Source organism: Vibrio sp. MEBiC08052, assembly GCF_001506075.1.
Classification (GTDB): domain Bacteria; phylum Pseudomonadota; class Gammaproteobacteria; order Enterobacterales; family Vibrionaceae; genus Vibrio.
Genome location: NZ_KQ947475.1, coordinates 794782 through 809886, shown reverse-complemented (window position 1 = coordinate 809886; position 15105 = coordinate 794782). Strand labels below are relative to the sequence as shown.

Genomic DNA, 15105 nt, shown 5'->3' with positions numbered 1-15105 from the left:
GTAGATAATGTCTGTCCTTAAAAGATTTTGAGGCGCCTGTCCCTCTTACTTTTACTTTGAGTGCTGTGGATTCAACAACCAAAGGAGCGTCTGCCGCGCGTGGGCGATCCGCGGTTGTCGTAAGGCGCTGGGAGCCCATGCCATATAATACTCCAGTCGCGTGTCTGCTATCGGGGCTTTGATCTGTTGCAGCTCTCCCCGCAGGATTTGTTCGTGGCACAAATAATCCGGCATCACTGTCCAGCCAAACCCTTGCATCAGTAAACTACGTAGTGCCCGTAAATCCTGACTGACCAACGCAGGGGGATGGCTGCCCAGATGAATGTTATTCTTCTTCAGCCAGCGGTCAATCACTGATAATTCAAGGTTGTAAGTCAACATTGACTCATTGAGCAACGCTTGTGTTAAATCCGCTGCCTGAGCAATGCGCGTCGCGACTATCGGTGCAGCAACCGCCGTCACCGCTACTTCCATCACGGTTTCACTGCGCAGACGTTTATCGGTTACCGGATGAGCGGTAAACCCCAGGTCACAGTGCCCTTCCACCAGCATATGATGCACCAAATCACCGTCACCGGCATGCATTCTGACCCGAATATCCGATTGTAATAATGGCAACAGCCGCGGTGCGATCACCTCAGCCATAAAGTCCGCATGCCCAATAATTTGCAGTACCCCCTCCATATTCACGGAACGGGCTCGCGCCTGTGCGAGCGCTGATTCGACGGCATCCAACTTATCGCCGATATCGACCGCCAGTTCATCAGCAGCAGTGGTCGGCTCAACCCCGGAGGCTTCGCGGGTAAATAACTTTCTTCCAACTGCCACTTCCAGCCCGGCAATATGCTGTGATACTGCCGGTTGAGTCAGATTCAAATTTCTTGCCGCTGCGCTGATCGAGCGCTGACGATAAACTTCCACAAACGTTCTTAAACGAACCAGTGACATCGATACTCCTTTGCTTCAAAAGGCCATAAAAATATTTATACCCTATCTAAAATAACCTTGTTAGCCCAATGAGGCCACTCTCATATATGCTTTTCCCATCTCAAGCACAGCAGTCGAGCGACTCAGTTATGTTGAAAAAGTGATGTTGTAAAACACGCCATGTTCGACCAACACTGTCAGCTTTATTAAGGAGTCTATATGTCTGTACAAACATCATCCGCTCAGGTCACAGCAGCGAACCTCGAGTCTTCCGATACCTCATCTTTTCATGAGATGAACTCAATTCTCAGCAGCATGAAACGGGCTCATCTGAAATCCGGCCCAGCGGATGCTGAATTACGTCAGGACCGTCTCCTGCGGGCCATTCGTTTACTAAAAGAGAACCGGGTCGCTCTGGCACAAGCGATGAGTGAAGACTTTGGACACCGCAGCACTTATCAGTCAATGGTAGCCGATATTGTTACATCAATGCGGGCACTCCAATACGCAGCAGAACATGTTGCAGAATGGATGACCGCCGAAACAGTCGATGTTGAACAAGGTATGCAAGCCCGAATTCAGCCTCAGCCACTGGGCGTAGTTGGCATCATCAGTCCATGGAATTTTCCGCTCAACCTTTCATTTGGCCCGCTGGCAGGGGTTTTCTCTGCAGGCAACACCGTGATGCTCAAACCGTCGGAACTGACGCCAAGAACATCGGAACTGGTCGCAGAACTAGTCGGACGTTACTTTGACCCGATGGAATTTGTCGTGGTGCTGGGCGATAGCAAAATCGCACAACAGTTCAGTTCATTACCGTTTGATCACCTGCTGTTTACCGGTAGCACCACAGTCGGCAAACAAGTGATGCGGGCAGCATCAGAGAATCTGGTTCCGGTCACCCTCGAACTCGGCGGCAAATCACCGGTCGTTATCGCACCGGATGCTGATTTGCCGACAGCAATCACAAGAACGCTGACGGTTAAAACATTTAACGCAGGTCAGATCTGCCTGTCCCCGGATTACATCCTGCTCCATCAAGGGTCTGAGCAACAACTCATCGATGCCGCCCAAAAATTTATGCAACAAGGCTTTCCGACGCTACAGACAAACCCGGATTACACCGCGATAATCAGCGAACGACATTATCAACGGCTGATTCATGTCCTTGAAGACGCAAAACAAAAAGGGGCTCGCGTCGTCAGTCTGGCGCCATCGGGAGAAGTCGATTTTGATGCATCCAGCCGCAAAATTGCGCCACATCTGGTACTTGATGTCACCGATGAGATGGCGATTATGCAAGAAGAAATTTTCGGCCCGCTCTTACCGGTCAAAACCTATCAAGCGTTGGAAGAGGCGATTGACTACATCAATCAACACCCTCGCCCGCTGGCAGCTTATTATTTCGGAGAGAACCAGACCCAACAAGCCCAGTTCGCCAACCAAACTACCTCAGGCGGGCTGGTCATCAATGATGTCATGACGCATGTGACGATTGAAGACCTGCCTTTTGGCGGTGTTGGCGCATCCGGGATTGGCGCGTATCATGGTATTCACGGCTTCCGTCGTTTCAGCCATGCAAAACCGATTGTCATTCAAAGTCAGGAAGGCACATCTAGCCTGCGTCTACGCGCACCTTATGCCGACAAACTGACTCAACTGGAAGAGTTTCTGAGCCAGTAAAAAGCTCCCGGACTCAAACAACAAACACAAACAACAATAACTTTAATAGGAAGATAATCATGAAGATTTTAATGGTTCTGACCTCACACAGTGAACTCGGCAACACCGGTGAAAAAACCGGCTTCTGGCTCGAAGAATTCGCAGCCCCATACTACAGCTTCCTCGATGCCGGTGCCGAAGTGGTTCTCGCTTCACCAGAGGGCGAACAACCACCACTCGATCCCAAGAGTGATCTCCCTGATTTTCAAACAGAGCTGACGCACCGTTTTAAAGCAGACCCGGCAGCACAGGCGGCTCTTGCCAATACCGTTAAGCTGGCAAGCGTCAAACAACAAGATTTTGATGCAGTCTTTTACCCAGGCGGACACGGCCCGCTTTGGGATCTGACCAACTCACAAGACTCCATTCAGCTCATTGAAAGCTTTGAGCGCGCCAACAAACCAATCAGCTTTGTCTGTCATGCGCCGGGCGTCCTGCGTCATGTCAAAGCAGCCGACGGAACCCCGCTGATTCAAGGACGCAAAGTCACTGGTTTTTCCAATGGCGAAGAAGCGGCTGTGCAACTGACTGATGTGGTGCCGTTTTTGATTGAAGATGAATTTAAAGCACTGGGCGGCCTGTATGAGAAAGGCGATGACTGGGCACCTTATGTGGTTGAAGATGGTCTGTTGATCACCGGCCAAAATCCAGCCAGCTCAGAAGCCGTCGCTCAGGCATTGTTAAAGAAACTCGCATAATGCTCAACTGAGCAAATCATGCTCAAACAAAATCCACTGTCTATATCCAAACGATACTGTTTCGACCTGCTCAGGAATGGGCAGGTTTTTTTATGCCGCCAATTGACTCTCAGAACCCTTTAAACAACTCAACCCGATGATAATCAAGATATTTCCGGTGCTCCCGATGCAGGGTACAGTGCATGTATTCGTGGATGCCGAGGGTTGTCGGGGATTGGAGAGAAGAGGAAGAAAACTCACAGCAAAGCCGATACAATACAGCATCGTGGATAACGATGGAGTATTTCAATGGACAAGGAACAGTTTTCTCGTTTAGTCGCTCAAATCACCGCAGGTAAACATCTCCCGGAAGCAATCTACCTCCATAAAGATGCGTTTACCGCCTTGCCTGAAGTGCTGCAAAAGTTTATTCCGGCCGTCGGTCAGGCCGTCAATTTACCGCAAGAACAATGGGACTTAGTTAAATTATTCAAGAAAGAATTCCGTCTCTCGCTACTGAGCTATCCCGACTTTTATACCGATTCCTACCCAGCATTAAAACAGAGTCTGAATGTCGATCTGTCCAAGTTGACCCATAAAATAATTGCCTACTATGACTCGGAAAATCCACCGATTCTGCACCGCAAAGAGACCATGGTGCTGAAGGATAATCCACACTACGAACACTTTATTGCAATCACACAGGAAGGGGAAAACGCCGGACTGTACGAAAACACCCGCATCATCGGTTTTAAGAGAACCTGGGAAAATCTGATCCACAAGCATGGTTATGAACTAGTTGATGGTCGCTTGTTCCGCCGTTCAGCACTTCCTAGTGAAGAGATAGAGGATAATATCGATCGCCATAAAACCGCACTGGTCCGCCATGAACTCTCCGCCCCGATGAAATCTTTAGCCAAACACAGTTTTCTCGACGGCAGTTATTCGATCTTTGATTATGGCTGCGGTAAAGGCGATGACCTGCGCGAACTGGAGGCGCACGGAATCGACGCATTAGGCTGGGATCCGATTTACTGCCCGGATACGAACAAAGTCACTTCCGACATCGTCAATTTGGGCTTCGTGCTGAACGTCATCGAGGACAAAGATGAACGGCTCGATGCCCTGCTCGGCGCATGGGAACTGACCAGTAAATTTCTGGTGGTCTCGGTCATGCTGGCTAACGAAAGCTATATTGCACAGTTCACCCCCTACAAAGACGGCGTGATCACCTCACGCAATACCTTTCAAAAGTATTACGCCCAATCAGAAATCAAAGCTTATCTCGAAAGAAGTCTGCAAGAAGACGTGATTACCGTTGCGCCGGGGATTTTTTATATCTTCAAAGATAAGCTCGAAGAACAACAATACTTGCAGAAAAAATACACCCGTCACCATGTCTGGAAGCAGCTCACGTCACCATCACCGATTGATGCCAGAGACAAAGCCAAACTCGTCATCACACAGCATCAGGCGCTATTTGAGCAATTCTGGAATACCTGTCTGGAACTAGGGCGCATTCCGGCTCATGATGAATTTGAACCATCAGATAACGTCCGACAACTCATCGGTTCACATAAGAAAATATTTACTTTGTTGCGGGAGCTATTTGATACCCGTGCATTCGAACAGGCAGAGCAGAACCGTAAAGAAGATTTACTGCTCTATTTCTCGATGGGACTGTTTGAAAAGCGCAAGCCCTATACTCAACAGCCGGAGTCTTTAAAACGAGATATCAAAGCGCTGTTTGGCGACTACAAAACCGCGCTCAACTTAGCCACAGAGTTACTATTTGCCATTGCCGATACCGATTTGATTCACAGCCAGTGTGAGAAAGCCCATCAACGGCTTCCAGCCAGCGTGCTCAATCAAGGACACTCGCTGATTTTCCACAAAAACTATATTGATGAGCTGCCACTCTTGCTGCGCGTCTACGTCGGAGCCGGATTGCAAATGTACGGGGAATTAGACGAATCCATCGACTTGATCAAAATCCACATCACCTCAGGGAAGTTGACCCTCACCGCTTACGATGATTTCGAACAGTCAGTCCCATTTCTCGTTGAACGCATCAAAATCAAAATGGCCGATCAGGAGATTGATTTCTTCGATTATGTCGATGCAGACAAACGCCCACCACTACTCAACCGGCATTTATATATCCCTGTTGAACACCCGGATTATAAGAAACAGTTGAGTTTTGATCGGAGGTTGGCGAAAAAGTTGGGCTATAACGTTGATGAAGAAACCATCATAAGTCGAATAGAATATACAACACTTATAGATGAGTAGCCTCACAGATATTGCCTAATCTTCCCGATAATTTCCACCAATGGTATCTCTTTTGTCATATGAGACCAAGACATTCTAATTGCTCCTTCTATTCGCTCATCTGACAATCCCATCCCTTTCAATACATGGCTGGGTGTGTAGCTGGAAGAAGTACAGGCAGAACCATTCGACACCGCCACAATCCCTTTCAAAGCAACCATTGCCGCTTCAGAATTCAGACCGGGGATAGAGAAATTTAAGACATGTGGTGCAGAATGAGTCCCGTTGATTTGAGCTCCAACATCTTCTAGACCTGCAACTAAATCCTGCTTGATATCCAAACAGTGTTGCGCCCATTGGTCACAGTTTTCAGCAGCTAAACGGCACGCTTCACCTAATCCAGCAATCAGCGCGACAGGTAATGTGCCCGGTCTTAACCCTTTTTCCTGACCACCACCAAACACTAATGGTTTTAACGGAATTTTCTTAAAACCGCGTCGCCGACACAGTAATGCCCCAACACCTTTTGGCCCATAAACTTTATGGCCACTGACACTCATCATATCGATTCTCTCGTTCTTCAGCGCATCACTATATTTGCCGAAACTTTGCGCGGCATCGACATGGAAGAATGCATCATGATGCTGCAAAACATCACAGTAACCTTGAATATCCTGTATCGAACCTGTTTCATTATTGATGTGCATTATGGAGACAAGCACCGTATCTTCACGCAAGGCATTCTTTAATGAGTCAACACTCACCACGCCACTTTCATCACATGGCAAATAGGTGACATCAAATCCTCTGGCCTCCAGTTCCTGACACGGCTCAAGGACTGCTTTGTGTTCGATAGATGTGGTAATGATATGTTTTTTTTGCTGCCCTTCGGCATAGCTTTGTAATCCTAAAATCGCGATATTATTACTCTCGGTTGCACCGCTGGTAAAAGTGACCACTGAGCTATCCAGATCAACGACCGCCGCAACCTGTTTTCTCGCCAGTTCAACAGCTTGCTTTGCTCTGGCACCAAATTCATGAGTGCGGCTGCCAGAGTTTCCAAACTCCTCAACTAAATACTTTTGTACTAAATCGGCCACGGAATTTGCGACAGGTGTTGTTGCATTGGTATCGAGATAAACGGTCATTTGATGATCCTTCGGACGGGGAAAATGGCAAGACACACTAAAAGAATTCAAGTATATTAGCGCCTCCTGTTCGTAAGAACAATAATGGATTGTTCGTACAAACAACACGTTGGTATTAATAGAAATGACAAGAATAATTTCGGGTAACTCATTCCCTGCAATTCGGGGAGTTCAGGCTGGCGCAGAATTCTACACCGTGATGTGTCCACTCAAAAGATTGAGAAAAATTTTTACTTTTGATGAAGGGGAACTCCCCGTATCTGAACGGGCGCAGAGGATCCTGAACCCGGAACGTATTCCTGAGATCACAAACTACATTCTGAATGAACGTGATGCTTATGTATTCTCTGCACTCACAGCCTGTATCGAAGGCGATAGTGAATTCACACCTATTGGTGATATGGGGCATCAACAAAAGATCGGTACTTTAACCATTGATGAAGATGCCGAGGTCTTCATTACTGACGGTCAGCATCGGAATGCCGCAATTCTTGAAGCACTCAAACAAGATCCAACCTTAAGTAATGAGACAATCACCGTTGTATTCTTCGCTGATAAATCTTTGGCGGAAAGACAAAAAATCTTTAAAGATCTGAATTTATATCCGGTCAAAACCGATAGTTCATTAAGTATTACCTATGATGACAAACCCGCAGCTTTACTTTCAAAAACAGTTATTTATGAAAGTAAAATATTGTCAAAGCTGATCCATATGGAAAAAACCAATTTAGGACAGAGATCGAAAAAGCTGGTCAGTCATAGTGCACTCAACAAAGCAACGTGCGAGCTATTTGATAAAATCGATCAAAACACCTACACAGACCAAATTCCAATTGCTAAAGAGTATTGGGAATCGGTCGTTATGGCGATCCCTTCCTTAAAACTGGTCTATAACGAACAAGTATCCGGTGGTGAGGTGAGAGAAGAAAATGTGCTGGCATACTCAGTCACTTTTCAGGCATTGGGAGCTGTTGGGAAATGGTTACTAGCCAATGACAGCGAGTGGAAACTCAGACTTAAAAAGTTGAAAGACATCGATTGGTCCAGAACCAATAAAACCGATTGGGAAGGCCGTTGTATCGTCAATGGCGCAATGAGAAATTCATCGATAGCCGTCAAATTAACAGCCAACAGAATCAAGAAACATTTGAACATTCCTTTAAATAACAAGGAACTGGCTGAAGAAGATAAATTAAACGATTGATACCAGATTAAGTGATATCACTTAACCAGAGGCAATAATGACAATAAATATCGCAGAAGCAAAATACTCTGCATTTGAACCTGACGGGTTCAAGCCTGCTATCCGTAACCTGATAGACAAAACCAAGGAAATCTATCTCAAAGATCAGATTCCTTGGGTCATTGGTTATAGTGGTGGCAAAGATTCAACGGCGATAGTCCAGCTAGTCTGGGCTGCCGTAACAGAACTCAAAAAAGAAGGGAAAGCACATAAAACCGTGCACGTTATCAGCACTGATACTCTGGTCGAAAACCCTATTGTTGCTCTGTGGGTGGAACGCTCTCTCAACCAAATGAAAAAAGCAGTCGCTGAACAAGATCTGCCGATTGTGCCACACCGTTTAACTCCGGAAGTCAAAGATCGCTTCTGGGTCAACCTGATCGGACGCGGCTATCCGGCACCTCGCTACAAGTTCCGCTGGTGTACTGATCGCTTAAAAATCAGCCCTTCCAATACATTTATTCAGGATGTGGTCAAAAATAATGGCGAAGCCATTCTCGTGTTAGGCACCCGCAAACACGAAAGTACGGTACGTGCTGCCAGCATGGAAAATATTGAACAACTTGATAATACACGTAAAGAAGACGGCTTAAACGTCAATACCCAACTGGATCGGGTCTGGGTGTATACCCCGATTGAAGATTGGACCAACGATGATGTATGGGCATACCTCACCCAAGAAAAAAACCCTTGGGGATATAAAAACACCGATCTATTGGGCATGTATCAAGGTGCTACAGAAGGCGGAGAATGCCCATTAGTGGTTGATAAATCGACTCCAAGCTGTGGCGACAGCCGGTTCGGTTGTTACGTCTGTACCATGGTCGGTGAAGATAAATCGATGGCGGCCATGATTGCGAACGATGATGAAAAAGAATGGATGCTTCCCCTGCTTGCACTACGTAACGAGATTGATATCAATGATGCCAATCCGCAGGTAAAAGCGAATAAAGTTGCACGAGATAAAAGCAATCGTGATTTCAGACGGATGAATGGCTCGCTGACCGTCCATATCAGCATGAAAGATTTCAGCGACGCCAAGGAGCTGGAAGAGAGCGAAGATCCATTCGAACTGTTAGCTCAGTATGAAGATACGACTGAACATAAGTACGAAAACCTACCGGCAGATGTGGTTCGCGGTCCGTACAAACAGAGTTTTCGCGAAAAGATGCTACGCAAAGTCCTTGAAGCACAGATGTATGTTCAGGAAACCGGCCCCGATGAAGTCAAAAGACTCGAACTTCTTCCCTTAGAGGAACTGGAAGAAATTCGTCGCATCTGGGTCGAGGAGAAAAAGGAAGCCGAGGATTCCGTACCCCTGATTTACCGCGAAGTGACTGGTAAATATTACCTGGGTCCAAAACGCGCTTACAGCCCGATCCTCAACCACAGCATCCTCGACAAACTGAAAGCACATTGTGCGACATATCAGGATAAAGACGAACTCAAATATCAACAGTTACGTGGTCTGCTCTCAATTGAAGACCGATACAAACACCAACTACGTCGAGCCAAAATTGCCGACGAGCTTGAGTCTGAGATAGAAAAAGGCGCTTTCAGCAGTATTGATGATGCCCGCCGTTTTGCGCTTGGCCGGGTAAAAAACGAGTATGCGATCAAACTGAAACGCCTTGAGGATGCCGGAGATACCAACGAATTCCTCAACAATATCAGCAAAAACATCCAGATTCTTGATGCCAAAAAAGACCTGTTCAAAGTGAAAAAATATAAATCACTCTATACAAAAATCACTGACGAAGGAGCTGAACAAGAAACTGCCAAAGAGATTGTACTGGGGCTGAAAAAGCTCTATGCCTATTACATCCGGCAAATTGATCTTTCATTCAGCTTGTTAGATAAAAAAGCACAAGAAGAAAAAGACAACAACAAGAGAAATAGTAAGCTTCTTGCTCCGGAGCAACTGATTGTTCAGGAGAAACCGTTATGATTTTTGAACAAGTAAAACTCAACAACTTTGGCATTTATCAGGGTGAGCACACCATTGATCTGAATAGCAGCGACCATCGTAAGCCCATTATCCTGTTTGGCGGGTTAAATGGTGGCGGTAAAACCACCTTTCTCGACTCAATGCAATTAGCGCTGTATGGAAAACATGCCAAGTGCTCGAATCGCGGGCGGCTCTCATACAGTGACTACTTAAAACGCAGCATTAACCGTTTCAGCAGCGAAAAATCGGCGTCAGTATCGCTTACATTCAGACACAATCAAGGAACTAAGGACAACCAATATCAGGTCGTTCGTTCTTGGACAGATAACGGCAATATAGAGATCAGTGATACAGTTCAGGTTTTTATCAACGGTGAGCAAGACCGTTTATTAACCGACAACTGGAACGACTTTGTTTCTGAGTTTATTCCGCAAAATATGTCAGAGCTGTTCTTCTTCGATGGTGAGAAGATCGAAGATCTGGCAGATGAGTCCCGATCCGCGCAATTAATTAAAACAGGCATTGAAGCACTGCTGGGGCTGGAACTCCTGAGTCAGTTATCGAAAGACTTAAACTCACAAAGACAACGCCGTCAGGAAAAAAATCTGGATAAAAAAGCCAGTGAGCGCGTACAAGAGCTTTTAGACAGAAAACAATCACTGGAAAACAATCTGCAAGAGCTCGAACAAGAAATTAAAGCGACCATTGCTCGACGAGAAACACTGGAAGAGGAACTTAAGTCCGCAGAGGTTCAAATGCACAGTACAGGCGCTCACCTATTGGAGTCTTTAGCAGAGATCCAAGCAGAAAGAAGAGAAGAGACCTTGCAACTAGACGCCATCGACTCTCATTTAGGTAAATTAGCTTCCGGTGCTTTACCCTTACGTCTTGGGAGTAAATTATTCAAGGCTGCTCATCAACAATCCCAGAAAGAACAGCAAGCCTCTGAAATAAGCAATGCCCAAAAACATATTACGGCACAAAATACCGCTTTAATGGCACGTTTAACTCAATCAGCAAATGCCGAGACGGTAAACCTCGTCCAGCAGTTATTAGAACAAATTCACCAAGAAACAGACAATAACGTCTCAGGTGCTGAAATCTATCTGCATACCAATCCAACCATCTTTGAGTTTGCTCAGTCATTACTCTCCAATGAGGCTGAAGAAAGCCAGACCCTGCTCAAGCAGAAAAATGAACTGGTTGAAAAACTGGCTCTCATTGATAAAAAACTCGAAGCAGTACCGGATTATGAATCGGTCAAAGACCTCATTGCTGCCAAAGAGAATGTAGAAGCGCGGATCGAACAAAGTAAACTGCATCTCGAAGCGACCCTTGAAGAACGGAATCAATGTCAGAATCAGCTACATGAAAATGAGTCCCGGCTTGATGCAACGTTAGTTCAACAGAATGCAGAGACCTTCGAGCATCAGCGCAATCAACAGGTTGCCGATCATCTGGTTGAAATGAAGTCGATCATTGATGACTTTAAAGAAATGCTCATTCGTGAAAATATTTCTAAACTTGAAAAACGAATCAAAAGTAAATTTGACTCTCTGGGGCGTAAATCAGAACTAATCTCAAAAGTTCACATCAATACGCAAAGCTTTAAGCTGCAAATATTAGGTAACAACAATCAGCCCATTGATTCAGCTCGCCTTTCGGCTGGTGAACGGCAACTTTTATCAGTAGCAACCCTTTGGGCGCTGGCTGATGAATCAGGTAAAGCGATTCCCACCATTATCGATACGCCGATGGGACGGCTTGATGGAAAACATCGAACCAAACTGGTCGAGAATTACTTTCCTCAGGCGGCGGGACAAGTCATCCTACTCTCAACCGATGAAGAGATTTCCGGTGAATACTATAAGAAACTGAAACCTTATATTGCCAGTGAGTACCATATTGCTTATGACGAGTCCCAGAAAACATCGACTATCCGCCCCGGATATTTTGCGGAGGAAGTATGAGTATTGAAACTGTACGCTTATCAGAAAAAGCCAAAGGGCATCTGATTAAAATAAAAAAAGACACCAAAATAGAGAACTGGAATGTGTTGTGCCGTTGGGCGCTGATGCTATCCCTTCAGGAAGAAAGCCTTCCCCCACATGAAGAGATTGTCACAGACAGTAACGTAGAAATGACCTGGAAAGTCTTTGGTGGGGAGTTCGCAGAGATTTATCTTGCTATGTTGAAACAGCGCGTCTACCAAGATTATGGAACAATCAATGAAGATGAACTTTACTATTATTTCAAATTACATCTTCATCGCGGGATTTCTTATTTGTCTAATAAAACAAAAAATATAAACAACCTGATAATGTTAGCTCTATAAAGATGCTCTAATTTCATTAGCATACCCACCAAAAGAATCATTACTAAATATTTCTCTTTTAATAAAACGATTAGGTAGTTTGCTATGTTTATAGCAAACTACCTTCATACTAGTTGGGGTAATTGCCTTATCTGGACCAAAAATGGACTCTACAGTTAATTCACTATTTCCTAGATGATTTTTACACCCTTTCTCTTCACATTTTCGTCTTAATCCAATAAGTCTAATAATCCAATAGTAATATGACTTTGGCCAAATACCAACCTTCTGATTAATTTTTGTTCCTAGGCTATAGCCACTGATATTATTGCTCTTAACTCTATTTGCCCAGCCACATACTAAACGATAATTATCTAATGAATCATTCCCACCAAGTGAGTAAGGATAAAGATGGTCTATTTCTATCCTCAAATCATTTTCAGTAAGACCTATTGGTCTTATTCTATCAACATATTCTGGTAGATTTATTTTTACTTTATCAGATTTAGTTGACTGGAAGTTAAAAATAGCATCTTTAGAAAATTCATATCCTGTAAGCCAACATCTAACTTTGCCTTCTGACATATATGCATCTAATAAATCTTCTTTCAATTTTACGGAAAAACTTTTACGGCTGTATTCTGATTTTATCCAATCAATTCTATCTTTGACTAATTTAGATATTATTTTAGCTATATCCATTTTTACTTCATTAGAAGCTTGCAAGCCAATTAAACTTTCAATATTTTTATAAATATCAGAAAAAATCCAAACGTAAGAACAATTACTTTTAAGATATTTATGATCGATAAATTGTTCTATGACCCACTTAACCCATTCTCTAGAAATATCACCTTGAAGTAAATCTCTTCTGATACCCATTAACATATCTGGGGGTTTAATCCCAGCAAGTTCAACTTGGTCACTCCATGACCAAGCACTTTCTTCTGATAAAAGGCTAGAACTAAGATGTTTAAGTTCATTAATAGGAGAGAAAGTCATTTTTTGGGATTCCTATAGGTTCTAACTTGAGGTAAGGTTTCGGGATTTTCTCTATAGTCAGCCCAATTTTCAGACCATCTAGAACGAATACCAGTTGAGTCTTTCTTTACACCAGATAATTCCCAATCTCTATCAAAGTATTCTCTATTAACATCCTCTAACCATTCATCCATAAGTGGCTCTATATCAGAAAGATCATCAATTTTTTTCTTTGCTACTGATATATATTTAAAAAAATCAGCAGCTAATATAGTCAGAGATATCTTATTAAATAGGTTAGATCTTCTTGGGTTCCCCCAATAGTTGAATCTAGATGGATTTTCTCCTTGAGAAAATTCACTTCTAATTTTATTCCAAAAAACAATAAAGACATCTCTCCATATACCATCTAAACTGCGCCACTCTTCAAATGCTTCATCAATATCATCAGAACTAACAATATTACTCTGTGCCAAGTATTTATCTTTCCAACTTTTTGCATAATCATTACGTGCATGAAATAGACAACCACCTTTCAACTCTCTAAATATTTGAATAAGAGACCCCATAACGTTCCATTGTAAAAGGTCTTTCTTATCGCTTTCTAGCCCTCTTTCAACTAATTCATAAAATGGACTAGATGGATTTCTAGCTGCCCAAGTAATTGCTCTAGCATCATCAAGTACAATACCAGAATCTTTAAGCCGACCAGACACACTATCCATCTCATCTGTTGTTAGTGATGTTGAAATTATCGTCCCTAATAAAGATTTTACAATAGGAGTCGCCTTCTGGTTAATTACAACAAATTGAAAAACTTGCTCTTTCGGATCATCATCCATTAATAAGGATATAGGTAAAAAACGAGAATTTTCTTTCAGAAGTTCTTTTTCAACTTCCTCAGGTTCATCTCCATCCGAAATTCTTTGCGCAACCAAATCTCTCAACTCTCCTCTTGATAAACTCGAATATGCATCTCTAATAGCACCTTTTAAACGATGCTGACCATCAACTAAAGTAATTGGTAATAAAAAAGATAATAAAGAATTCCTATCAAATCCTAAGAAACTATCACCATACTGTGTAGAGTCATCTGTTATCTCTTTAAGTATTTCATGTCTTGCAATTACATCTTTTAGAAAGTCTTCTAAGTGTGATTCTTCAAATACTATTGGTTCATCTGTCTCACTATCATTCTCTATTTCTTCAACTTCATCTTCAGTTGAAAACAAACTTATTTTTGACTTAAGAAAATCTATCAAATTATGATCAGTGAGATCCTTATGCTCTCCAATTCTTTCATATAAAGTTTTTTTCAGCATGTCAAAAAGATCGACTAACTTCATCTTATATAGATCAGGAAACTTGATTACAATATCTCCAGAAACGCCATTCTCCGAAAAAAACTCAACGCTTCCTCCTTCAATTTTTTTCAAACCACATATTAAACTGTTTTGGATCACGTTGTGCTTATTATTAAAAAAACGCTCTAACTGCTCGAGTCTCTTTTTATTTTCTGTTCTTTGGAACCCGGTACTTTCTGCCAGTTCAGGATTAAAACTCTTTTTCTGAGGAATGCCAGCCCAACACTCAATCTCAACTGCTGGGGCACCAAATAAAATCAGAGGATTAGACTCTTTTGATTGCTGTACACAAACTGCGGGGTAACTAAAAGTTAACATTTGTTTATCCTATAATCATTTATGCTTATTATCAGCCTTATGTAAGAAATTATTATAGTAATGAATATAAAACAAGACTCTTGTTCCTTTAAGTACTTTTCTATTCAATTTCTCATCCTCAACCAACACCCCACTTACACCAAAAACCGCACTCACACGCAAAACTCACCTCAACCCCGAGACTCCCATTTA

11 protein-coding genes are annotated in these 15105 nt (G+C 43.4%); 7 read left to right on the top strand and 4 right to left on the bottom strand.

The features are described 5' to 3' along the window. Positions 1–51 precede the first annotated feature (51 nt). On the bottom strand, positions 52–948 hold the full coding sequence (locus VRK_RS03790) for a LysR family transcriptional regulator (RefSeq protein ID WP_059120166.1): 897 nt from the start codon (positions 946–948) through the stop codon (positions 52–54). Between the two features lie 198 nt (positions 949–1146). On the opposite strand from VRK_RS03790, the gene VRK_RS03785 reads away from it, so the two are divergent. From VRK_RS03785 to VRK_RS03775, 3 genes are all read left to right on the top strand, one after another. Next, a complete protein-coding gene (locus VRK_RS03785; RefSeq protein WP_082671300.1) occupies positions 1147–2610 on the top strand; it encodes a coniferyl aldehyde dehydrogenase in 1464 nt (487 codons plus the stop codon). A gap of 59 nt (positions 2611–2669) precedes the next feature. Next, positions 2670–3347: a type 1 glutamine amidotransferase domain-containing protein gene (locus tag VRK_RS03780; protein WP_059120165.1), complete on the top strand. Its 678-nt coding sequence runs from the start codon at positions 2670–2672 to the stop codon at positions 3345–3347. A 288-nt stretch (positions 3348–3635) separates the two neighbouring features. Further along, positions 3636–5618 (top strand): DNA phosphorothioation-associated putative methyltransferase, encoded by a 1983-nt coding sequence (locus VRK_RS03775; protein WP_059120164.1) that lies wholly within the window; start codon positions 3636–3638, stop codon positions 5616–5618. Positions 5619–5620: 2 nt separating this feature from the next. Here VRK_RS03775 and dndA read toward each other — a convergent pair whose 3' ends face one another. Continuing rightward, positions 5621–6745 carry a cysteine desulfurase DndA gene (gene dndA / locus VRK_RS03770; protein WP_059120163.1) on the bottom strand — a complete coding sequence of 375 codons (1125 nt, stop codon included), beginning with the start codon at positions 6743–6745 and terminating at the stop codon, positions 5621–5623. A gap of 124 nt (positions 6746–6869) precedes the next feature. Here dndA and dndB point away from each other — a divergent pair, with 124 nt between their 5' ends. Genes dndB through dndE form a run of 4 tightly spaced genes read left to right on the top strand, consistent with a single transcriptional unit; the run spans position 6870 to position 12271 of the window. Further along, on the top strand, positions 6870–7949 hold the full coding sequence (gene dndB, locus VRK_RS03765; RefSeq protein WP_059120162.1) for a DNA sulfur modification protein DndB: 1080 nt from the start codon (positions 6870–6872) through the stop codon (positions 7947–7949). Between the two features lie 37 nt (positions 7950–7986). After that, on the top strand, positions 7987–9936 hold the full coding sequence (gene dndC / locus VRK_RS03760; protein WP_059120161.1) for a DNA phosphorothioation system sulfurtransferase DndC: 1950 nt from the start codon (positions 7987–7989) through the stop codon (positions 9934–9936). Next, entirely contained in the window at positions 9933–11906 is a 1974-nt protein-coding gene (gene dndD / locus VRK_RS03755) for a DNA sulfur modification protein DndD (RefSeq protein WP_059120160.1), read from the top strand. The genes dndC and dndD overlap by 4 nt, the downstream gene beginning before the upstream one ends. Continuing rightward, entirely contained in the window at positions 11903–12271 is a 369-nt protein-coding gene (gene dndE, locus VRK_RS03750) for a DNA sulfur modification protein DndE (RefSeq protein WP_059120159.1), read from the top strand. Before dndD ends, dndE begins: the two co-directional genes overlap by 4 nt. Here dndE and VRK_RS03745 read toward each other — a convergent pair. Both VRK_RS03745 and VRK_RS03740 read right to left on the bottom strand, forming a co-directional pair. Beyond that, positions 12266–13252, bottom strand: coding sequence for an HNH endonuclease domain-containing protein (locus VRK_RS03745; protein WP_059120158.1), 987 nt, complete (start codon positions 13250–13252; stop codon positions 12266–12268). The genes dndE and VRK_RS03745 overlap by 6 nt on opposite strands. After that, entirely contained in the window at positions 13249–14913 is a 1665-nt protein-coding gene (locus VRK_RS03740; protein ID WP_059120157.1) for a ParB N-terminal domain-containing protein, read from the bottom strand. Before VRK_RS03740 ends, VRK_RS03745 begins: the two co-directional genes overlap by 4 nt. Between the last annotated feature and the right edge of the window lie 192 nt (positions 14914–15105).